Raw genomic sequence first — 19,013 nt, 5'->3', positions numbered from 1 at the left:
ACCTCGCTAGACGGCGAGTTCGTCCCACAGCCGAGACCCCTCTTCCTTTTGCGGCTCGGGTTCGGGCATCGCGGTAGCGTCGAGAGCCACCACCAGGCCGTTCGGCGACTCGAGCAACTCGCGCAGTCTCTCGTAGTTCAGCGGCACGCTGGGCTCGTCGTCGCTACGCTCGAGCAGAGCCAGAGTTTCCATCAATGCCGCCATGCCGGCTTCCTGTTCCTTCAGCGCCTCATAAACCTGTACGTAGGGTGTATCACCATCCCAACCCGCCTTGATCGGCTGATGAACGATATTGACCTGCATGCCGACGGGTACGCGCTCGAAGATCGACTCGATATCCTCGGGGAACATGCGGATGCAGCCGCGGCTGGCGCGCATGCCGATGCCGTCCGGCTTGTTGGTGCCGTGAATCAGGTAACCAGGTATGTCGAGCATGATGGCATGGCTGCCCAGCGGATTGTCCGGCCCGGGAGGCACCACGGCGGGCGCCTCTTCCCCCCGCTCCGCCGCCTCCCGACGCACTGAGCTCGGCGGGTACCAGGCCGGGTTCTTCAATCGCATGGTGGTTTGGGTCCTGCCCAGCGGCGTATCGAAGCCTTCGCGGCCAATGCCGATCGGGTAGGTCTCCACCCGCGGCGTCTCGCCCTCCCCGACTTCCGGATAGTAATAGAGACGCAGCTCGGCGACGTTGATCACGATCCCCTTGCGTTCGACCGGCGGCAGGATGAAGCGACCGGGAATCACCACCTCGGTCCCCTCACCCGGCATCCAGACGCTGACCTCGGGATTGGCGCGCCGGATCTCCTCGTAGCCCACGTTGTGCTCACGGGCGATGTCGAGCAGCGTCTGCTCCTCACGCGCCTCGACGGTATAGCGCTCGCCCACGACGTCGCCCTGCTCGGGCAGCGGATAGTGCCCCTTGGGCCACTCGGCCTCCTGGGGTTCCGTATTCTCCTCGGACCATGCCACGCTCGGCGACAGCAGCACAGTGGACAGCATGCCTAGCAGGAGCGGCAGCCATGCCAGGCGCCGCAGCGGTCGGTGACATTGCCCAGCCACGCCATAGTGCGTCATAACGATTGCCTCTTGCCTTTTCACCTTCAGGGGGATCCTTGAGCGAGGGCCTAGTCTATTCGGCCCGCATGCATTTCGACAGTCACCGCCTGCCTCGCGTCCAACGTCACAGTACCGGCGCGAACAGATAGGCGCCGCGTGCGGCGATACGATGCCAGAGTGGGCGCTCCGCGATCGCTTCCTGCTCGATACGGGTCGAGCGAGAGAAATCCTCTTCGAACATGGCCGCCACTTCTCGGGCAAAGTCGGGCTCCATCACCAGTGCGGTCACCTCGAAATTGAGGCGGAAGGAACGGTTGTCAAGGTTGACGGTCCCGACGGCGGCCCCGGCGTCGTCGATGACGAAGGACTTCCCGTGCAGGAACCCGCCTCGATAGCGATATATCTTCACGCCGGCATCCAGCATGGGACCCAGAAAGGCGTAGGTGGCATAACGCGGCAGCAGGTTATCCTGCCGCTCCGGGATCAGGATTCTCACGTCGATGCCGTTGAGTGCGGCCAGCTTGAGCATCGTCTGGACCCCATCATCGGGCACGAAATAAGGACTGGAAATCCAGATCCGCTCCTTGGCGGCATGGATCGCCTGCTGAACCATCAGGCTTGCGGTCTCGAACCGGTCCGCTGGCCCCGATGGCAGAATCATCACGGGCGCCTGACGCTCGGTCGTGACGGGCTCCCAGGCAAGTTCGAGAATATCGTCGCTGGCCCAGAGCCAGTCCTCGAGAAAGACCAGTTGCAGCGCCAGCGCGGCCGGCCCTGCCACTGCGAGATGCGTATCCCGCCAGGGACCCAGCTCCTCATGCCCTTGCCAGTACTCGTCGCCCAGATTGAAACCGCCGATCCAGGCCCGCTCGCCGTCGGCCACCATTACCTTGCGGTGATTGCGAAAGTTGAGCTGAAAGCGCTTGCCGGGGCCGCGGGTGGAGGGAAAACGCTGCACCTTGACGCCTCCCTCACGCAATGCGCGCAGATAATCGCTCGGCAGGGCGTAGCTGCCGATCTCATCGTAGAGGAAATAAACGTCGACGCCTTCCTGCGCCTTTTCGATCAAGCGCTGCTGGAACGCCGTGCCGATATCGTCATCCCGCACGATGTAGAATTGCACCAGCAAGTAATCTTCCGCCGCATCAATGCCTTCAAGAAGACTGCGATAGGTCTGCTCGCCATCGATCAGCAGCGTCAGGTCGTTGCCTTCCAGCAGCGGCAGCCGGGCGAGGTCCTCGATACCGGCCAGATAGCTGCCGTCAGGAATGGCAGCGGCGTGGCCCGTACGCAGCGCCTCGAGTTCCTCCTCAAGGGTCTCGCTCAGGCGCAGGTCGTCATCCCGCCGCGACGTGATGTAGCCCTCGAACTTGTTGCGTCCGAAGATCCAGTAAGTGGGCACGGCTACCAGTGGCATGGTGTTGAGGGACACGATCCAGGCAATGGCACCCGCCGAGGTGCGGCTGGTCATCAGCGCCTCCAACGACGACACGGCCCCGAGCAGATGGGATACGGTCACGAGAATGGCGAAAGCGCCCCACCTGCGACGCCTGACCTTTCCGTTCCCATGCACCTCGCACCGTTCGTGCGTCATGTTGTGACTCTCCGACCCGCCTCAAACGAACAGTGTTCCATGGCGTTTCAAGGCACTCAAGTCGCACCCTCACGAGCGGCCCACTCGGTCAGTGCCGGAGCGTGGGGCTCGGTCACCATTGTCGTCGATCAGGACATGGCAAGATCAATCAAGCGACCGGTCTGCCCTGCGGGTTGGGGTCCTTGCCACACCGTACAGATGGGTGGCTAGCCACCCGGCCGCTCATTTGCGCCAGAACATCGGCGTCAGCAGCACCAATACCGTGAGAATCTCGAGCCGCCCCAGCAGCATCCCCAGGCAGAGCAACCATTTTGCCGCATCGGGCAGCGGCGCGAAGTTGCCGGCCGGTCCGATGATCTCCCCGAGTCCCGGGCCAACGTTGGCCACCGCCGTGGCGGCGCCCGAGAGGGCCGTCGTCAGATCCAGCCCCATCAGCGACAGCCCCAGCGCCAGCCCCGCTATGGTCAGGAAAAAGAAGAACGAAAACGCCACGACGCCACGGGTGACGTCGTCGGTGAGAGGCTGGTCGTTGTAGCGGGAAGCGAAGACTCCGCTGGGGTGGGTCAGAAAGCGCAATTGGTTGCGCAGCAGCATGGCCGCCACCTGGAAGCGGAATATCTTCATGCCCCCACTGGTGGAACCGCTGCATCCCCCCACGAAGGTCAAATAGAAGAAAGCCACGTAGGCCAGCGGCCCCCAGAGGCTGTAATCGTCCGACGCATAGCCCGTGGTCGTCACTACCGAAATCACGTTGAAGCTGACCTGTGTCAGCGCCTCGAAGAGCGGCGTGCCGAGCCAGACCCGCCAGAGCGTCAATCCCAGTATGACCACTGCCAGAAGGAACAAAAGGCCCTGCACCTGCTGGTCGCGCCATAGCGCGGAACGGGCGCCACGCAGCGTGCGGATATACAGCACGAAGGGTAGCGCACCGGTCAGCATGAACAGACTGGCCATCCACAGCAGGAACGGATTATCGGCGTAGGCACCGAAAGAGGCGTCCGAATTGGCAAATCCCCCGGTCGCCAGCGAGGTCATGCCGTGCACCACCGCATCCAGCGGCGTCATACCGCCAAGCCAGTAGATCAGTACCGCCAGCAGGGTGAACCCGCAATAGATACTCAACGTGGCCTTGGCGATTCCCCCCGTGCGCGGCATGACCTTGTCCGACCAGTCGGAGGATTCGGTATGGAACAGGCGCATGCCGCCGACCTTGAGGAAAGGCAGGATGGCGATGCCCATGACGATAATGCCGATCCCGCCCAGCCACTGCATGATGCCGCGCCACAACTTGAGACCGTCGGACAGCGACTCGATCTCGACCAGGATGGTCGAGCCTGTCGTGGTAATGGCCGAGACCGACTCGAAAACGGCATTGGTGAGAGTGAGCTGAGGCGCTCCCAGTATCAGGGGCAGACTGGCGAAGCCGCTGATCGTCACCCAACTGAGCGTGGTGAGCACGAACATCTGCCAGGATTTGAGTTCGATGACCGTCTTGTGAGTCGATAGCCATACCGTACCGACCGCCGCCAGCACCAGGAGCATCGACAGACCGAAGGCTCGGGCATCGGGGTCGCGCTCGATGACCAGCACGCCCCATGGCAGGGCCATGAACAGGGCCAATACCAGCCACAATACCGCCATCACCTTCAAGACCGGCGCCCAGTTGTCCCACTGATATCTCAGGCGGTGGGCAAGGTCCCACTGATTCCCGTTGATCGCCCCCATTGAGCGCCGTCACCCTTCAGCCAATATGGCGAAAGGTATGAAAACATAGCCGCCCGGAAAAAACCTAATTTCCGCGATGCGAATATGTGATTCAGCGCCGTAGCATCTCCAGGTACTGCTTCAGCACCACGGCGTTATTGCGTCGTTCGTCCTTGGCGCTGAATACGAGCGTGACACGCTCGCGTCCTGCGCGGGCCGCCAGGTCGCGCACGACGTCGCGATGGGCCTTGAGTTCACCGAGATAGCGACGACGAAACTCGCCCCAGGTGAGCCGTCCGTCATGAAAAGCCTTGCGCAGTTCATCGCTCGGCGCGACTTCCTTCGGCCAGGCATCGATGCGCGCCTGTTCCTTGGAAAGGCCGCGTGGCCAGAGACGGTCGACCAGCACGCGGTGACCGTCTTGGGAATCCGGCGAATCGTACGCACGCTTCAAGGTAATGTTCACGATGACGCGCCTCCATGGTTTGGTGTCATCAGGTAGCGCAGCAAGGACCTCATGCCCCGTGTAGGCAATCGCTTACATCACGGCACGCGAAATACTGACATCACTCATACCTAAAGAGCGCTAGATTGAGAATCACTCACGCCAGTTCCTGCACAGCAGTCGTGAGTCCCTTGCTTACGCCCGCGCTCCAGCGGGCTTTTTTATGCTCCGACGCGGGCATTACCGCTCTCGCCACAGTGGATGGCATCGCTCATCGTCGAGATCCTCGACCAGCATTGTCCTTCCGGCGATCTCCTCGCGCTGCGACTCGATGATCGGGTCGGCCAGCTCCCTGTCCCGGGGATCGGCGATGTTGGCCCGCTCGTTGGCCGGGGTGGCTTCATGCGGGCGCCCTGGCGAGAGCCTGATACCGCTCATGCGCCGAGCGCATCCCCCACCGCGATGGTCTGTCCCGCCCCCTCCAGCAGCGTGGCATTCTGGCCGAAATACGCTCCGGGGCGCCGCGGCTGGGTTTTCATCTCGATTAGCGTCTGCAACGGTTCACCGGGCACGGCGATGGTGCCTCTGGCCTGGTCGACCGTGGTGATCTTGCAGCGCTGGCAGGGCTTGCGCAGTCCCATTCGATAGCGTCCGTCCGCCGTGCCGAGCGAGTCCCAGCCATCCTCCGCGAACGCATCGGTCCCGGCGACGACGATGTTGGGTCGGAAGCGATTCATCGGCAGTGCCTCGAGCCCCTTGGCCTGAAGCGTCCTGTTGAGCGCCGCGAGCGAGGCTTCCGTTGCGATCAGGAAAGGGTAGCCGTCGGCAAAGGCGATATGGGCCTCCTCTCCCTGCAGATAATAGGGCTCCACGGCACGCCGCTCCTCGGTGGCGAAACGCACCAGGCGCAACCCACTGCCGCGCCAGTCGCCCAGCACACCGGCCAACCAGGTCTTCGCCTCGATGCCTTCGTCCAACGCCTGGCAGGCGGACTCCCAGACATAGGCGGTCAGCCGCGGCTGGTCGTCGCGCGACAGTTCGATGCGCAGCGGCTCGGCATCGGGGTGCTCGAGAATCAGCCTATCGGCTCCGAGCGTGACGGTGATCCGAGCCATGGCCGGCATTTGGCGCTGGGTGACGAAACGCCCCACGTCATCGACAATCATCCAATGACGATCGAAGGCAAGCCCCCGCACGCCGAGCGCCGCCTGCTGGAGTGAAATGCCGCGCAGCGACTTGACCGGATAGACGTTGAGCTGAGTGATGTGCATCTCGATTCTCCTCGTCACGCCAACGCCAGTTCGACGGCCTGCGCGGCATGGATCGCCGTGGTGTCGTAGAGCGGCACGGCGGTATCGTCCTGGGTAACCAGCAAGGCAATCTCGGTGCAGCCGAGAATCACCGCCTGGGCGCCCCTTTCCGCCAGCGTGTCGATCACTTGCAGATAGGCCCTGCGCGAGGCCGGTTCGACCCTACCGAGACACAGCTCCTGGTAGATGACGCGGTGTATCGTGTCACGCTGGGCCTCGTCGGGAGTCAGCACCTCGATGCCGTAACGCGCCTCGAGACGCTCGCGGTAGAATGCCTGTTCCATAGTGAAGCGCGTGCCCAGGAGCCCCACCCGTTCGACGCCATCCTCGCGCAAGCGCCCGGCGGTGGCATCGGCGATGTGAACCAGCGGAATGCCAATGGCGGCTTCCACCTGCGGTGCCACCTTGTGCATGGTGTTGGTTCCCATCAGCAGGAAGTCGGCGCCGGCTCGCTCCACTTGCCGCGCCGCCGCGGCGAGGGCTTCACCGCAGGCCTCCCATTCGCCCCGATGCTGCAGGGCCTCGATATCGGCGAAGTCGACGCTGACCATGGCCACCCTGGCCGAGTGCAGCCCACCCAATCGCTGCTTCATTCCCTCATTGAGGGCTCGGTAATAGCTCACGGTCGATTCCCAGCTCATGCCGCCGAGCAGGCCAATGGTTTTCATTTTCTCTCCTTGGTGGGTGGAGTCGGCCAGACCGACCATGAACTGCCGCTGACAAACGCGCCGTCTTCCGAGACAATGTAGCGTTCCCGACAAGGCAAGAAGTGGCATGGATATGTCCGAGGCATGGCAGCAATATCGTAGCGCACCCGCGCGCGGAACGCGCCTGATCCGATTCACTGAACTGGCGTCCGGCGAGACTCGCACCCTGACCCTGCAGAGCGAAAACGGCAGCTTTCCGCTGCTGCTGGTGCGCCTGGGTGATAGCGTACTCGCCTACGTCAACGCCTGCCCCCATCAGTACCTGCCGCTCGATCAGCGCGGCACCCGCCTGCTCAGTCAGGATGGCGAGCAGCTGCGCTGCACCAACCACGATGCCACCTTCTCGGCCCGCACCGGGGAAGGCATCGGTGGCCTGGGCCGCGGTTGTGCCCTCGACCCGGTACCGATCAGCGTCGATGACGAGTATTGGCTGATCATTGCCGAAGAGGAGTGAGCCGTAGCGACTTCAGCCCGCTTGATCCCTCTCATCAGTAACTTTTATGAAGTAAGCGGGTTCTCATCAGTCAATTTCAATCGTAACCTTTTCGCTTTCCTGCCCGACAAGGAAGCCGCATGTCTCCGGCCGACAGCCTGCGTCTGATTCTGCTCTCTTCGCTCTGGGGAATGTCCTTCATCTTCATGCGTGTGGCGGTGTCGGAGTTCGGCCCGGTTCCCTTGATCCTGGTGCGCATGGGAGTAGGCGCGCTGCTATTGTTGCCCCTGCTCCTCAGCCTGCGCTATCTCACGCTGGTGTGGGAGAACAAGGGCGGGCTGCTGTTGCTGGGGCTGGCCAATCATGTATTGCCCTTCTGTCTGCTGGCATTGGCCACCGTACGCCTCGAGGCGGGGTTCACCTCGCTGATCAACGCCACCACCCCGATCTTCACCGCCCTGCTCGGCGCGCTGTTCTTCACCACACCGGTGCAGCGCCGGCAATACCTTGGCCTGGCGCTGGCCTTCTTCGGCGTGTACGTGCTTTCGGCCAACCGGCTGGATTTCGCCCTGGGCGGTGATGGCTGGTTCATCCTCGCCGCCGTCGGTGCCACCTTCTGCTACGGTGTGGCCACCAACTACTCCAAGACCTATCTGTCGCACCTGCCCGTGCGCGTGCTGGCCGCCGGCAGCACCGCCATGTCGGCATTGATCCTGCTGATCCCGGGCCTGTGGCTGTGGCCCAGCGAGCCGATCAGCGGCCTGGCCTGGGGTAATGCCATGGGGCTGGCGGTTTTCAGCACGGCCCTCGCCTTTCTGCTCTACTTCGGGCTGATCTCGAGCGCCGGCGCCACCGCCACCTCGACGGTCACTTTCCTGGTGCCGGTCAGTGCCCTGCTATGGGGCTACCTACTGCTCGGTGAACGGCTCAGCCTGCAGGTCATGGTCGGCATGGCCATCACCCTGGCGGGTACCGCCATTGCCACCGGGATGATTCGATGGCGGCGGAGAGAAGTGGCGTAAGTCAGCGGCGGTAAGGCATACGAAAGGCGGCAGCTCAAGAACGCTGCCGCCTTCTCTGCCGGTATCGGATCAGAAGTTCGGCTTGCGCTTCTCGACAAAGGCGCCCATGCCCTCACTCTGCTCGTCGCCAGCGAAACAGAACGCGAACAGCGCGGTTTCCAATGCCAGGGCACTGTCGAGATCCTGGTCCATGCCGTCGTGCACCGCCTGCTTGGCGGCACGCACCGCCTGGGGGCCATTGCCGGTCAGTTGCTTGGCGAGCTCATCGGCGTAAGTCTCGAGTTCCGCCTGCGACATCACTTGGTTGACCAGCCCGATACGCAGCGCTTCCTGGGCATCGATCTTGCGCCCGGTGGTGACCAGGTCAAGCGCCATGGCGGGTCCGACCCGGCGCGGAAGACGCTGGGTGCCGCCAAAGCCGGGAATCACGCCCAGCAGCACTTCGGGCTGGCCGAAAATGGCGTTGTCGCTGGCGACGGCCCAGTCGCAGGCCAGCGCCAGTTCGCAGCCGCCGCCAAGACAAAACCCATTCACCAGGGCGACCACCGGCACCGGCAACGCTTCGAGACGCTTGATGGTACGCAGCGCCTGGCTGGCGAAGACGCGCGCCTCCTCCGGCGTCTTCTCGCGCATTTCAGTGATGTCGGCACCGGCGACGAAGGACTTCTCGCCCGCTCCGGTAATCAGCACGGCGCGCAGGTCCTTGCGTGCCTCCAACTCAACCAGAATGGCTTCCAGCTCGTGCAGCACGCCGCTATTCAGGGCGTTCAGCGCCTTCGGACGATTGATGGTCAGGCGCACGACGCCAGCGTTGTCGACCACCTCGATCAGCTTCTCGCTCATGTGGGGCTCCTTGCTTGTTGTCTGGACGATACCGACCAACCCTAGCGAACGCTTGGTTGGTCGGCAATCCCCTTTTTCGTCGCCCTCTCTATCGGTCAGTCATACACATGAAAGCCCCGCCCCGTCTTGCGCCCCAGATAGCCGGCCGCCACCATGCGCCGGAGCAACGGGCATGGGCGATACTTGGGATCGCCGAAGCCCTCCTGCAGCACCTCCATGATCGCCAGGCAAACGTCCAGGCCAATCAGGTCGGCGAGCGCCAGCGGCCCCATGGGGTGAGCGGCGCCGAGTTTCATTGACTGATCGATGTCCTCGGCGCTGGCCGCCCCTTCCTGCAGCAGGAAGGCGGCCTCGTTGATCATCGGCACCAGCAGGCGGTTGACGGCGAACCCGGGCGAGTCGGCAATAGCCACCGATGTCTTGCCCAGTTCCTTGGCCAGCGCCTCGACGCGCGCCACGGTGGCATCACTGGTCTGCTCGGCGCGAATCACCTCGACGAGCTTCAGTACCGGCACCGGGTTGAAGAAGTGCATGCCTACCACACGCTCGGGGCGCTCGCACACCGCGGCGAGGCGGGTCAGCGACAGTGACGAGGTGTTCGATGCCAGAATGGCGTCATGGGTCAGGCGGCTCAGGTCGCGGAATAGCTTTTCCTTCAGTGCCGGCTGTTCGGGAGCAGCCTCGACGATCACTTCGCAGCCCCGCAGCGCCTCGAGCGACGTCGTCGGCTCCAGGCGTGCCATGGCGTCGCCCTTCTCCGCTTCCCCAAGCGTCTCCTTGGCGACCAGCTTGCCCAGCCCCTTGTCGATGGCGGCCTGGGCGCGGCCGAGCTGCTCGTCGGCCACGTCGTAGAGCTGCACGGGGAAGCCGCTGGTGACCAGGACCTGAGCGATGCCCTGCCCCATGGTACCGGCGCCGACCACACCGATTGCCTGTTGCTTCATGCTCTGTCTCCCGTTTAGTGCTTGCGCGCTTCTTCGCGCAGGACGAATTTCTGGATCTTGCCGGTAGAAGTCTTGGGCAGCTCGGTGAAAATGATCGTTCTGGGTACCTTGAAGCGTGCCAGGTGCTCACGACAGTGCGCGATGATATCGGCCTCGGTGACCTCGCCGTAGCCCACTTTGAGCTTGACGAAGGCGCACGGGGTTTCACCCCACTTCTCGTCGGGTTTGGCCACCACCGCGGCCTCCTCGACGGCCGGATGCGAGTAGATGACGTTCTCGACCTCGATGGTGGAAATGTTTTCGCCACCGGAAATGATGATGTCCTTGGAGCGGTCCTTGATTTCGATGTAGCCATCCGGGTGCCAGACGGCGAGATCGCCGGTGTGGTACCAGCCCCCCTCCAGCGCCTGCTCGGTGGCGGCCTCGTTCTTGAGGTAACCCTTCATCACGTTGTTGCCGCGCATGAGGATCTCGCCGATGGTCTCGCCATCCTTGGGTACCGGCTCCAGCGTGTTGGGGTCGGCCACGCAGAGCGCTTCGAGCATATGGTAGCGCACGCCCTGGCGCGCCTTGATCCTGGCCCGCTGCTCCAGCGGCAGTTCGTCCCACGCCTCGCGCCAGGCGCACACGGTCACCGGGCCGTAGACCTCGGTGAGTCCATAGACATGGGTCACCTCGATACCCAGCGTCTCGACCCCGGCGATCACCGAGGCGGGCGGCGCGGCACCGGCGGTGGTAACTTTTACCGGGTGATCGAACTCGCGCTTGTCCTCGGCCGGTAGATTGACCAGGCCGTTGAGCACGATGGGCGCGCCGCTGAAGTGGGTCACCTTTTCGACGGCAATCAGGTCCATGATCTTCTTCGGATCGACCTTGCGCAGGCAGATGCTGGTACCGGCGTTGGCGGCAATGGTCCAGGGGAAGCACCAGCCATTGCAATGAAACATCGGCAGGGTCCAGAGGTAGACCGGATGGTGCGGCATGGCCCATTCGAGGATGTTGCTCACCGCATTGAGGTAGGCGCCGCGATGATGATAGACCACCCCCTTGGGCTTGCCGGTGGTGCCGGAGGTATAATTGAGCGCAATCGCCTCCCACTCTTCCTCGGGTAGACGGTAGGCATAGTTCGGGTCACCCTCGGCCAGCAGCGCTTCGTACTCCAGCTCGCCAATGGAGCGGGGCTCGCCTTCGTACATCGAATCGGCCACGTCGATCACCAATGGCTTGATTGCCAGACGCGACACGGCGTCCTCGATTACCCCGGCGAACTCCGGATCGACCAGGATCGCCCGCGCCTCGCCGTGCTCGAGCATGTAGGCAATGGCTTCGGCATCCAGGCGGATGTTGAGCGTATTGAGCACGCAGCCGGCCAGCGGTACGCCGAAGTGCGCCTCGAACATGGCCGGCACGTTGGGCAGCATGGCGGCCACCGTCTCGCCGGGCTGAATGCCTCGCGCCTCCAGTGCCGAGGCGAGTCGGCGACAGCGCCCCCAGGTCTCGCTCCAGCTGCGACGGATATCGCCATGGACCACCGCCGGGTAGTCGGGATAGATGGAGGCGCTGCGCTCGATGAAGGTCAGTGGCGATAGCGCCACATGGTTGGCCGGCGTCTTGGGCAGGCCCTGTTCGAAGATGCTGTCGATCATGGTGGGCTCCGATGGGTGTCGTTATTATGATGCGGAAAAGAGGCGTCGCCGGCGCGGAGGGCTCCGCCGGCGATACCGACTCAGTGGGCCGCGACGTCGAAGTCGGCCAGGCTCGTCATACCCGCCTCGATCACACGAAGGTTGCCACGGCCCACCGGCAGCCACTGACGCAGGGCATAGTCGGCGGCGGCCAGCTTGTTGCGGTAGAACGGCTCGCGGCTCCCGGCCGCCAGGGCGACACTGGCCTTGAGTGCCGCTCTCCCCATCTGCCACGCGCACAGCACGTGGCCGGCCAGGCCGAGGAATGGCGTGGCGAAGGCCTGGATGGCATCGATGCCACGCTCGGAGTCGCTGCCTTGCTCCAGCACGATGGCCATGGCGCTGCGCAAGTCGGCCGCTCCCGCCAACAGGTTCTCGCCCAGCACCGCCAGCCCTTCCTGCTCCTGCAGGGCGCGTGCAGTGACCTCGACATCGTCAATCAGTCCGGCCAGGGCCGCACCGCCGTCGCGTTGCAGCTTGCGCCCGGCCAGGTCGAGCGCCTGGATGCCATTGGTGCCCTCGTAGATCGGCGCGATGCGAGCGTCGCGCAGCAGTTGGGCGGCACCGGTCTCCTCGATATAACCCATGCCACCATGTACCTGCACGCCTAGCGAGGCGATATCCACGGCTTGGTCGGTGGAGAAGGCCTTGACCACCGGGATCAGTACGTCAACCCGCGCCTGGGCGGCCTTGCGCTCGGTAGCCTCCTCGGCGTGACGGGCCACGTCGAGCTCGGCGGCACAAAAGAGCGCCAGCGCGCGCAGGGCGTCGGTGCGGGCGCGCATCGACAGCAGCATGCGACGCACGTCCAGATGGTGGCTGATAGTACTTTCGTCGCCGGCCCTGGGATTCTTGCCCTGCACGCGATCCAGGGCATAGGCGAAGGCGTGCTGACAAGCGCGCTCGGCCACGCCGATGCCCTGCACGCCGACCTTGTGGCGCGCCTCGTTCATCATGGTGAACATGTGATTGAGGCCGCGCCCCTCCTCGCCCACCAGGTAGCCGATGGCGCCATCGCCCTCACCGAAGCTCAGGGTGCAGGTGGGCGAGCCGTGGATGCCCAACTTGTGCTCGATGGAGGCACAGGTGACATCGTTGCGCTCGCCCGGCGAGCCGTCGTCATCGACGAGAAACTTGGGCACCAGAAACAGGGAAATGCCCTTGTTGCCCTCGGGGGCATCGGGCTTGCGCGCCAGCACCAGGTGGATGATGTTCTCGCTGGCGTCGTGCTCGCCCCAGGTGATGAAGATCTTCTGACCGAACAGGCGATAATGGTCGCCTTCGGGGACGGCACGGGTACGAACTCTGGAGAGATCGGAACCCGCCTGCGGCTCGGTAAGATTCATGGTGCCGGTCCAGGTTCCCTCAACCAGCTTGGGCAGGTAGGTCGCCTTGAGGTCGTCGTTGCCATGATGGGCGAGCGCCTCGATGGCGCCGGCGGTGAGCATCGGACACAGCCCCAACGCCATGTTGGCACCGTGGAGCATCTCTTGCACGCTGCTGGCCACCACCTCGGGGAGCCCTTGGCCGCCCAGCGCCTGGGAAACGCCGATGCCATTCCAGCCGCCTTCGACATAGGCCCGGTAAGCCTCGGCGAAACCGTCGGGGAGCGTCACGCCGCCATCCTCGCGGCGCACGCAACCCTGCCGGTCGCCGCTGGCATTGAGCGGCGCCCAGACCTCGCTTGCCAGCCTGGCAGCTTCCTCCAGCACGGCCTCGATCAGATCGAGGCTGGTCTCCTCGAAGCCGGGCAGGTCGAGCGAGCGCTGCTCGAGCAGTTCCTCGAGCACGAAGCGAAGATCACGAACGGGGGCGGCGAAGGGAAACATGACACGACCTCGGGAAAATGATAACGGCGATAGTAGATTCACTATTTTGCGTTAACCATTATCCCTAGGTCGCAGGCCAGTGGCCAGGAGGTCCATCACATGACATAGGGCGTCCGATGCCTGGGCATCGGGCGCGAGAGTAACGGGAAAACGAATCAGGTACGGCTGGCGCTCGCCGAGTCGTCGCCTGTCATGGTCGGCTCGTCGGCGAGGCGCTCGTTCTCTCCGTCCTCGTCTTCACCCACGGGATAGAAAGCGATATGCGGCTCGTCGGGCGGAGGCGGACCGACTAGCGGTTCGGCCACTTCCACGTCGGGCACGAGATCGGATAAATCCTCCATGTGCTCGTGCTCTATCGCGCCCTGCATCAGTTCCTCGGTAACGGCCAGCTCGGCACCCACCGACGACATCGGCGTCGAAGGAGCGAAGGGAGCCACCGGCACCGGCGCCGGACGCACACTGCGCCGCCAGAAGAAAAAGCCCACCAAGAACAGGCTCAGGGCACCAAAGGCCCAGAACAGCCCGGCATCGCCCGCCCAGGCCATGACCGGCGAGATCATCGGCGGGCTTACCGTCGAACCGATGGCATTGATCAACAGAAGGCCCTGGCTCATGCGAACCAGCGCACCCGCCGGCGCGCGGTCGGCGGCGTGACTCACCGCCACCGGATAGAGGGCGAAGACGCCGCCGCCGAGCAGGAACAGCAAGGCCGCCAATATCCACGACTGCAATGGCAGCAACAGCATGCCAGCGGAGATCAGGGCACAGAAGGCACCGATCAGGATCAGCACCATCTGACGATCGTGACGGTCGGACCAGCGGCCAATGGGGTATTGAAGCAGCATGGCGCCAAGCACCACGACGGCCATCATCTGGCCAACCTGCGAGACCGTCAGGCCAATGCGCTGCAGGTAGAGCGGCAACAGCGTGTAGACGGCCGCTACCGCCAGGCCCGAACCGAAGCTACCCATCACTCCCGTGGGCGTCATGGTGATCAGGCGCATCGGCGACAGCGGCTCAGCATGGTCGATTAGCGGCGATACCCGCGGGATCATCGCCATGGGAAGCACCGACAGCGAGGCCAGCATGCCGATGACCATGAAGGGGGCGGTTTCGCCCATGGCATCGGTCACCCCCAGCAGCAGTTGGCCGACCACCCCGGCGGCATAGAGCGAAATCATGTAGAGCGCCAGCAGGCGACCGCGAACTTTCTGGTCGCCCGAGGTGAGCAGCCAGCTCTCGATGACCAAGTAGACCCCGACCGTAGCCCAGCCGCCGATCAGGCGCAGCACGAACCAGGCCCATGGCTCGAAGAAGAGCGCCTGCATCAACACGGTGACCGCCACCAGCGAGGCGAAGCTGCCATAAGCGCGGATGTGACCGATGCGCAGCAGCAACCTGTCGTTGAACATGGCGCCCAGGGCCAGGCCGATGAAATAGGCGGACGAGACCCAGCCGATGACCACCGGCGATTCCCCCGCCGCATCCAACCGCAGGGTTATCAGCGTGGCCAGAAAGCCGTTGCCGATCCCCAAGATGAAAAGCCCCAGTAGAGGAGCCAGGGCCATGGCCAGCAGTTGGCGCGACATGAATGAGCCTCACTCGAAAGGTGACACGTGACGATACGAGAAGATGGCAGATAACCCCGTTGATTGCCTACGCATGAGGCGTACAAGCGATCCGGGCGATACGCCGCCCTTGACCAGGGCGCGCGAATCATACGCTCGACGTCCCATGAGTCAATCGCTTTATCGGGATGCATGGTGAAATATGGCGTTTTCTTCGGGAATTCAATCCTACCGCAGCCGCTTTCACTGCTTCTGTAGCAGTGCCACATCGGCGGCAGGAAACTCGACGTGCATGCCCAGCCGTTCCGCCAGCCATTCGAAGCTCGCTTCGCTGAAGAAACACACATGGGTCGGGTCGAGAATGTAGTGCCAGCGGGCAAAGGCCTCTTCGGAGATCACGCGTTTGGTCATCACCCCCAGCCACCCCCCGGCGGGGAGCAGCGCCGCGAGCCGCTCGAACTCACGCCCCGGCAGGAACAGGTGTTCCGCCACTTCGGTCGCGGTGACGAAATCGTAGCGCCGATCGAGTACCGCGCGATCCGGAGCGTAGAAGGGATCGTAGATCGCCATGGGGTGCCCCGCCTCTTCGAACATCAGCGACAACGTCGGCCCCGGGCCCGCGCCGAAGTCGAGCCCGCACGCGCCAGGGAGCAGCCGATCCATCAGCGGTTCGAACAGCCTCGCCAGGAAACGCCGATAGTCCGGGTCGTCGGGACGGTTCTGGTGCTGGTCGTAGACGGCCTTCTCCGCCTCGGACGCGATGCGCTGCTCGGGTGGCACAAAGGCCAGCAGGCAGCGCTCGCAGCGATAGTAGTCGCGGCGCGCATCACGAAGGAAATGGCGCGTGCGGGTCGCATCGCATAGCGGGCAGGTCGGCATCGTCGTATCCTTTTATGACTGACGAATCAAAGCGTATCGAATACACACCACAACGAGGAGGCCTGCATGCTGTCAGGTCTGGACCACCTGGTCATTACCGTGACCGATATTTCACGCGCCGTGGACTTCTATTCCCGGGTGCTCGGGCTTGAGGTTCGCTACCGGGATCGCGAGCGCGTCGACTTGATGCTTGGCGACATTGCCCTGCGCCTGCATTGGACGGACACCGACATCGTGCCGCGAGCCGCCACCCCGACACCGGGGAGTCTCGATCTGTGCCTGCGCAGCCTGCTGCCGCTGGAGGAGGTTCGCCGTCACCTGGAAGCCCTCGATGTCGAAGTGGAACTGGGTCCCGTCACCCGCCAGGGGGCCAACGGCGCCATCGAGTCGCTCTATCTTCGCGATCCCGACGGCAACCTGCTGGAAATCAGCCGACCGTCCCGCGATGGCGGCGAATGACCCTACCGCTGGCATTGTCGCCGTCGGCCGGTATCATTGGCGCCAACATTTTCTTTCTGGGACACCTGATGAACGATAACCCACAGCATAACAATGCTTCCGATCGTCATGTCGTGACCGAACCGGGCGGTACACCCGACACGACCCTTCCGCTCGTCGTCTACGCCCTCTACTTGGCGGGCATCGTGACCGGTGGGGTGACCGCCCTGGTGGGCATCGTGATGGCTTACGTCTACCGGGGCAACGGACCTCACTGGTTCGATGAGCACTATCGCTACCAGATCCGCACGTTCTGGCTGGCCATGCTCTATTTCGCCATCTCGGGCCTGCTGATGCTGATAATGATCGGCTTCGTCACTTGGTTATTGGTCGTGGTCTGGCTGGTGGTGCGCTGCGTCAAGGGCATGAAGCGCCTTCAGGAGCACCGCGAGCCCGACAACGTGGATGCCTGGCTGCTCTGAGCCCATGAGCGATACGTCGTCCCCCGTTTCCACCCTGCAGGGCCGTGCCATTGCCCTGCTGTGGCGCACATTGGCCGGACGCAGGCCACATACGCTATGGCGGCTGGCCCACATGGCCGGCCCCCTCGTCTACCGCTTCAGCCAGCGTGAACGTGAAGTCACCGAAATCAATCTGGCCGAGGTCTTTCCCGAGCATAACGAAGCGGCGCGGCGGCGCCTGGCGCGGGAAAGCCTGGTCCACTCGACCGCCACCATGCTGGAGCTGGGCTTCGCCTGGATGGCCCGCCCCGAGCGGGTCGAAGCCGCCATTCGCGAGATTCACGGTCGCGAGCTGCTCGACGAAGCTCGCGCCGAAGGCCGGGGCGTTATCGTACTGGCCCCTCATTTCGGCAATTGGGAGGTGCTCAACTTCTGGCTATCGAGCCACTTCCCCTTCACTGCCATGTACGAGCCGCCCAAGATCGCCGAGCTCGACCCAGTGATCCGACAGGGACGTGAACGCATGGGCGCCAAGCTCGTTCCCACCAATCCGCGCGGTGTGGCGGCGCTATTGAAAGCGCTGAAGCGCAGCGAAGCGGTGGGCATCCTGCCCGATCAGGAGCCGAACTGGGGCAGCGGCGTGTTCGCTCCCTTCTATCACCGTCTGGCCTACACCGCGACCCTGCTGCCCAAACTGGTCGCCCGCACCGACGCGCGAGTCGTCACCGGTGTGGCCCGCCGCCTGCCTCGGGGCGGTTTCGCCATTCACTTCCTCGCCGCGGACGAGCGCGTCTACGCCGCCGACGACGAGACCTCCGCCACCGGCGTCAACGCCTGCGTCGAGGGTGCCATCGCCCTCGATCCCGCACAGTACCAATGGGAGTACAAGCGCTACCGCAAGGTAATCGAGCAGCAACAGGGGCACCCGGACCATAAGTCGTTCCGGCTGTATTGACATCGCATGACACGCATTTCTCATCGATGACTGGCAAGCCGGCGCTATCCTGCTAGACTGGCGGCAACGCTTGACGGGGTGCCGGTGGAACCGGCTGAGATCGCCATACGACAAAAGCTCCTCCGAGCTGCTATCGTCACGGCGGGGCCCGTAGAACCTGATCCGGCTCGTACCGGCGTAGGGATCAAGCGGTGGCCCCGGCACGTCTCGCCGCCACTCCCCGGCCACCCTTTCCTCCCTCCCGCGCGCTCTGGATCCGTTCATACCGGAGGCAAGATGGGCTATCGCTTCACCGACCTGACCGACGCCTGCCACGATGACTGGCGCGCCTACCTTGAGCACGACTTCGTGCGCCAGCTGGGCGCCGGCACCCTCGACGAGGGCGCCTTTCGCCACTACCTGCAGCAGGATTACCTGTTTCTGATTCACTTCGCCCGGGCCTACGCCCTGGCCGCCTACAAGAGCCGCACCCTGACCGATCTGCGCCAGGCCCACGAGGGGCTCAAGGCGATACTTGACGTAGAGCTCGACCTGCACGTGGGCTACTGCCGCGAGTGGGGTATCAGCGAGGAGATGCTGGCCGAACTGCCCGAAGCCAGGGCAACGATGGCCTACACCCGCTACGTGCTGGATACCGGCAACCGCGGCGACTTACTCGACCTGCACGTGGCGCTGGCTCCCTGCCTGGTCGGCTACGGCGAGATCGCCAACTGGTTAAACGCCCAGGCCTTTACCGTGCGCGGCGAAACCAACCCCTTCGAGGCCTGGATCGCCATGTACGAGAGCGAGGAGTTCCAGAGCGCCATGCTCGCTGAGCTCGAGTGGCTCGATGCACGCCTGGCCGGCATCGCCCCGGCGCGTTTTGCCGAGCTGGCCCGGGTGTTCCGCGACGCCACACGACTCGAAACCGACTTCTGGCAGATGGGACTCGATCGAGCGATCTGACCCGCTGCCATGCAATACCCGTCGACATGGCGGGCAAACACGCTTGACGGGGTGCCGTTGGAAACGGCTGAGATCATGCAGCGCCAAGGCGCTCGAGCATGGGGCCCGTTGAACCTGAACTGGCTAGGACCAGCGTAGGGATCAAGCGACATGCAGGCTCACCGCTGCGGTGAACTGCCCCTGTCCTCCCAGCTG

The 19,013-nt window shown here is 63.9% G+C and carries 19 protein-coding genes and 2 riboswitches; of the genes, 6 read left to right on the top strand and 13 right to left on the bottom strand.

The genetic code is table 11. The annotated features are described in order from the left end of the window. Positions 1-6: 6 nt before the first annotated feature. The 7 genes from F0A17_RS13475 to F0A17_RS13445 all read right to left on the bottom strand — a co-directional run bounded on the left by F0A17_RS13475 (position 7) and on the right by F0A17_RS13445 (position 6,777). Positions 7-1,074 carry a L,D-transpeptidase family protein gene (locus F0A17_RS13475; protein WP_149328878.1) on the bottom strand — a complete coding sequence of 356 codons (1,068 nt, stop codon included), beginning with the start codon at positions 1,072-1,074 and terminating at the stop codon, positions 7-9. A gap of 106 nt (positions 1,075-1,180) precedes the next feature. Next, the gene (cls, locus tag F0A17_RS13470) at positions 1,181-2,650 is read right to left on the bottom strand and encodes a cardiolipin synthase (RefSeq protein ID WP_149328877.1); all 1,470 of its coding nucleotides are present in this window, start codon (positions 2,648-2,650) and stop codon (positions 1,181-1,183) included. Positions 2,651-2,872: 222 nt separating this feature from the next. Next, positions 2,873-4,291, bottom strand: a complete 1,419-nt coding sequence (trkI, locus tag F0A17_RS13465) for a TrkH family potassium uptake protein (protein WP_228716927.1) — start codon at positions 4,289-4,291, stop codon at positions 2,873-2,875. Between the two features lie 175 nt (positions 4,292-4,466). Further along, entirely contained in the window at positions 4,467-4,820 is a 354-nt protein-coding gene (locus F0A17_RS13460; protein WP_228716910.1) for a DUF488 domain-containing protein, read from the bottom strand. A gap of 219 nt (positions 4,821-5,039) precedes the next feature. Beyond that, a complete protein-coding gene (locus tag F0A17_RS13455; protein WP_149328874.1) occupies positions 5,040-5,237 on the bottom strand; it encodes a hypothetical protein in 198 nt (65 codons plus the stop codon). Then, positions 5,234-6,070 (bottom strand): MOSC domain-containing protein, encoded by an 837-nt coding sequence (locus tag F0A17_RS13450; RefSeq protein ID WP_149328873.1) that lies wholly within the window; start codon positions 6,068-6,070, stop codon positions 5,234-5,236. The genes F0A17_RS13455 and F0A17_RS13450 overlap by 4 nt, the downstream gene beginning before the upstream one ends. 14 nt (positions 6,071-6,084) lie before the next feature. Continuing rightward, positions 6,085-6,777, bottom strand: coding sequence for an aspartate/glutamate racemase family protein (locus F0A17_RS13445; RefSeq protein WP_149328872.1), 693 nt, complete (start codon positions 6,775-6,777; stop codon positions 6,085-6,087). A 106-nt stretch (positions 6,778-6,883) separates the two neighbouring features. Here F0A17_RS13445 and F0A17_RS13440 point away from each other — a divergent pair, with 106 nt between their 5' ends. Together F0A17_RS13440 and F0A17_RS13435 are read left to right on the top strand one after the other, a co-directional pair. Then, positions 6,884-7,270: a Rieske (2Fe-2S) protein gene (locus F0A17_RS13440; protein ID WP_228716909.1), complete on the top strand. Its 387-nt coding sequence runs from the start codon at positions 6,884-6,886 to the stop codon at positions 7,268-7,270. 119 nt (positions 7,271-7,389) lie between these two features. After that, on the top strand, positions 7,390-8,271 hold the full coding sequence (locus tag F0A17_RS13435) for a DMT family transporter (RefSeq protein WP_149328871.1): 882 nt from the start codon (positions 7,390-7,392) through the stop codon (positions 8,269-8,271). Between the two features lie 69 nt (positions 8,272-8,340). Here the strand turns inward: F0A17_RS13435 and F0A17_RS13430 are convergent, their stop codons facing one another. The 6 genes from F0A17_RS13430 to F0A17_RS13405 form a co-directional block, all read right to left on the bottom strand. Then, positions 8,341-9,114, bottom strand: a complete 774-nt coding sequence (locus F0A17_RS13430) for an enoyl-CoA hydratase-related protein (RefSeq protein ID WP_149328870.1) — start codon at positions 9,112-9,114, stop codon at positions 8,341-8,343. A 95-nt stretch (positions 9,115-9,209) separates the two neighbouring features. Next, positions 9,210-10,058, bottom strand: a complete 849-nt coding sequence (locus tag F0A17_RS13425) for a 3-hydroxybutyryl-CoA dehydrogenase (RefSeq protein WP_149328869.1) — start codon at positions 10,056-10,058, stop codon at positions 9,210-9,212. A 14-nt stretch (positions 10,059-10,072) separates the two neighbouring features. Next, the gene (locus F0A17_RS13420; protein ID WP_149328868.1) at positions 10,073-11,704 is read right to left on the bottom strand and encodes an acyl-CoA synthetase; all 1,632 of its coding nucleotides are present in this window, start codon (positions 11,702-11,704) and stop codon (positions 10,073-10,075) included. Between the two features lie 80 nt (positions 11,705-11,784). Then, entirely contained in the window at positions 11,785-13,572 is a 1,788-nt protein-coding gene (locus F0A17_RS13415) for an acyl-CoA dehydrogenase (protein ID WP_149328867.1), read from the bottom strand. A gap of 155 nt (positions 13,573-13,727) precedes the next feature. Continuing rightward, the gene (locus tag F0A17_RS13410) at positions 13,728-15,161 is read right to left on the bottom strand and encodes an MFS transporter (RefSeq protein WP_149328866.1); all 1,434 of its coding nucleotides are present in this window, start codon (positions 15,159-15,161) and stop codon (positions 13,728-13,730) included. A 222-nt stretch (positions 15,162-15,383) separates the two neighbouring features. After that, positions 15,384-16,019 (bottom strand): class I SAM-dependent methyltransferase, encoded by a 636-nt coding sequence (locus F0A17_RS13405; protein ID WP_149328865.1) that lies wholly within the window; start codon positions 16,017-16,019, stop codon positions 15,384-15,386. A gap of 66 nt (positions 16,020-16,085) precedes the next feature. Here F0A17_RS13405 and F0A17_RS13400 point away from each other — a divergent pair, with 66 nt between their 5' ends. The 4 genes from F0A17_RS13400 to tenA all read left to right on the top strand — a co-directional run bounded on the left by F0A17_RS13400 (position 16,086) and on the right by tenA (position 18,818). Continuing rightward, complete coding sequence (locus tag F0A17_RS13400) at positions 16,086-16,478, top strand: VOC family protein (protein WP_149328864.1); 393 nt, start codon at positions 16,086-16,088, stop codon at positions 16,476-16,478. Beyond that, the gene (locus tag F0A17_RS13395; protein WP_323849416.1) at positions 16,475-16,939 is read left to right on the top strand and encodes a DUF4870 family protein; all 465 of its coding nucleotides are present in this window, start codon (positions 16,475-16,477) and stop codon (positions 16,937-16,939) included. The genes F0A17_RS13400 and F0A17_RS13395 overlap by 4 nt, the downstream gene beginning before the upstream one ends. Before the next feature lie 4 nt (positions 16,940-16,943). After that, the gene (locus tag F0A17_RS13390) at positions 16,944-17,873 is read left to right on the top strand and encodes a lysophospholipid acyltransferase family protein (protein ID WP_149328863.1); all 930 of its coding nucleotides are present in this window, start codon (positions 16,944-16,946) and stop codon (positions 17,871-17,873) included. A gap of 64 nt (positions 17,874-17,937) precedes the next feature. Then, positions 17,938-18,074, top strand: a riboswitch (TPP riboswitch). A gap of 75 nt (positions 18,075-18,149) precedes the next feature. Then, the gene (gene tenA, locus F0A17_RS13385) at positions 18,150-18,818 is read left to right on the top strand and encodes a thiaminase II (protein WP_149328862.1); all 669 of its coding nucleotides are present in this window, start codon (positions 18,150-18,152) and stop codon (positions 18,816-18,818) included. Positions 18,819-18,855: 37 nt separating this feature from the next. Continuing rightward, positions 18,856-18,976, top strand: a riboswitch (TPP riboswitch). Positions 18,977-19,013 lie beyond the last annotated feature (37 nt).

It is taken from the genome of Billgrantia pellis, assembly GCF_008297955.1.
In the GTDB taxonomy this organism is placed as follows: Bacteria; Pseudomonadota; Gammaproteobacteria; order Pseudomonadales; family Halomonadaceae; genus Halomonas; species Halomonas pellis.
Note: the sequence above shows the minus strand (reverse complement) of the source record. Positions and strands in the feature narration are given on the sequence as shown.

Excerpts from the sequence above, each read along its gene's own strand:
- F0A17_RS13450 (WP_149328873.1), bottom strand. The coding sequence starts at position 6,070 with ATGCACATCACTCAGCTCAACGTCTATCCGGTCAAGTCGCTGCGCGGC.
- F0A17_RS13435 (WP_149328871.1), top strand. The coding sequence starts at position 7,390 with ATGTCTCCGGCCGACAGCCTGCGTCTGATTCTGCTCTCTTCGCTCTGG.
- F0A17_RS13420 (WP_149328868.1), bottom strand. The coding sequence starts at position 11,704 with ATGATCGACAGCATCTTCGAACAGGGCCTGCCCAAGACGCCGGCCAAC.
- F0A17_RS13455 (WP_149328874.1), bottom strand. The coding sequence starts at position 5,237 with ATGAGCGGTATCAGGCTCTCGCCAGGGCGCCCGCATGAAGCCACCCCG.
- F0A17_RS13445 (WP_149328872.1), bottom strand. The coding sequence starts at position 6,777 with ATGAAAACCATTGGCCTGCTCGGCGGCATGAGCTGGGAATCGACCGTG.
- F0A17_RS13425 (WP_149328869.1), bottom strand. The coding sequence starts at position 10,058 with ATGAAGCAACAGGCAATCGGTGTGGTCGGCGCCGGTACCATGGGGCAG.
- cls (WP_149328877.1), bottom strand. The coding sequence starts at position 2,650 with ATGACGCACGAACGGTGCGAGGTGCATGGGAACGGAAAGGTCAGGCGT.
- F0A17_RS13475 (WP_149328878.1), bottom strand. The coding sequence starts at position 1,074 with ATGACGCACTATGGCGTGGCTGGGCAATGTCACCGACCGCTGCGGCGC.
- F0A17_RS13440 (WP_228716909.1), top strand. The coding sequence starts at position 6,884 with ATGGATATGTCCGAGGCATGGCAGCAATATCGTAGCGCACCCGCGCGC.
- F0A17_RS13405 (WP_149328865.1), bottom strand. The coding sequence starts at position 16,019 with ATGCCGACCTGCCCGCTATGCGATGCGACCCGCACGCGCCATTTCCTT.
- tenA (WP_149328862.1), top strand. The coding sequence starts at position 18,150 with ATGGGCTATCGCTTCACCGACCTGACCGACGCCTGCCACGATGACTGG.
- trkI (WP_228716927.1), bottom strand. The coding sequence starts at position 4,291 with ATGGCGGTATTGTGGCTGGTATTGGCCCTGTTCATGGCCCTGCCATGG.
- F0A17_RS13400 (WP_149328864.1), top strand. The coding sequence starts at position 16,086 with ATGCTGTCAGGTCTGGACCACCTGGTCATTACCGTGACCGATATTTCA.
- F0A17_RS13410 (WP_149328866.1), bottom strand. The coding sequence starts at position 15,161 with ATGTCGCGCCAACTGCTGGCCATGGCCCTGGCTCCTCTACTGGGGCTT.
- F0A17_RS13395 (WP_323849416.1), top strand. The coding sequence starts at position 16,475 with ATGACCCTACCGCTGGCATTGTCGCCGTCGGCCGGTATCATTGGCGCC.
- F0A17_RS13415 (WP_149328867.1), bottom strand. The coding sequence starts at position 13,572 with ATGTTTCCCTTCGCCGCCCCCGTTCGTGATCTTCGCTTCGTGCTCGAG.
- F0A17_RS13430 (WP_149328870.1), bottom strand. The coding sequence starts at position 9,114 with ATGAGCGAGAAGCTGATCGAGGTGGTCGACAACGCTGGCGTCGTGCGC.
- F0A17_RS13390 (WP_149328863.1), top strand. The coding sequence starts at position 16,944 with ATGAGCGATACGTCGTCCCCCGTTTCCACCCTGCAGGGCCGTGCCATT.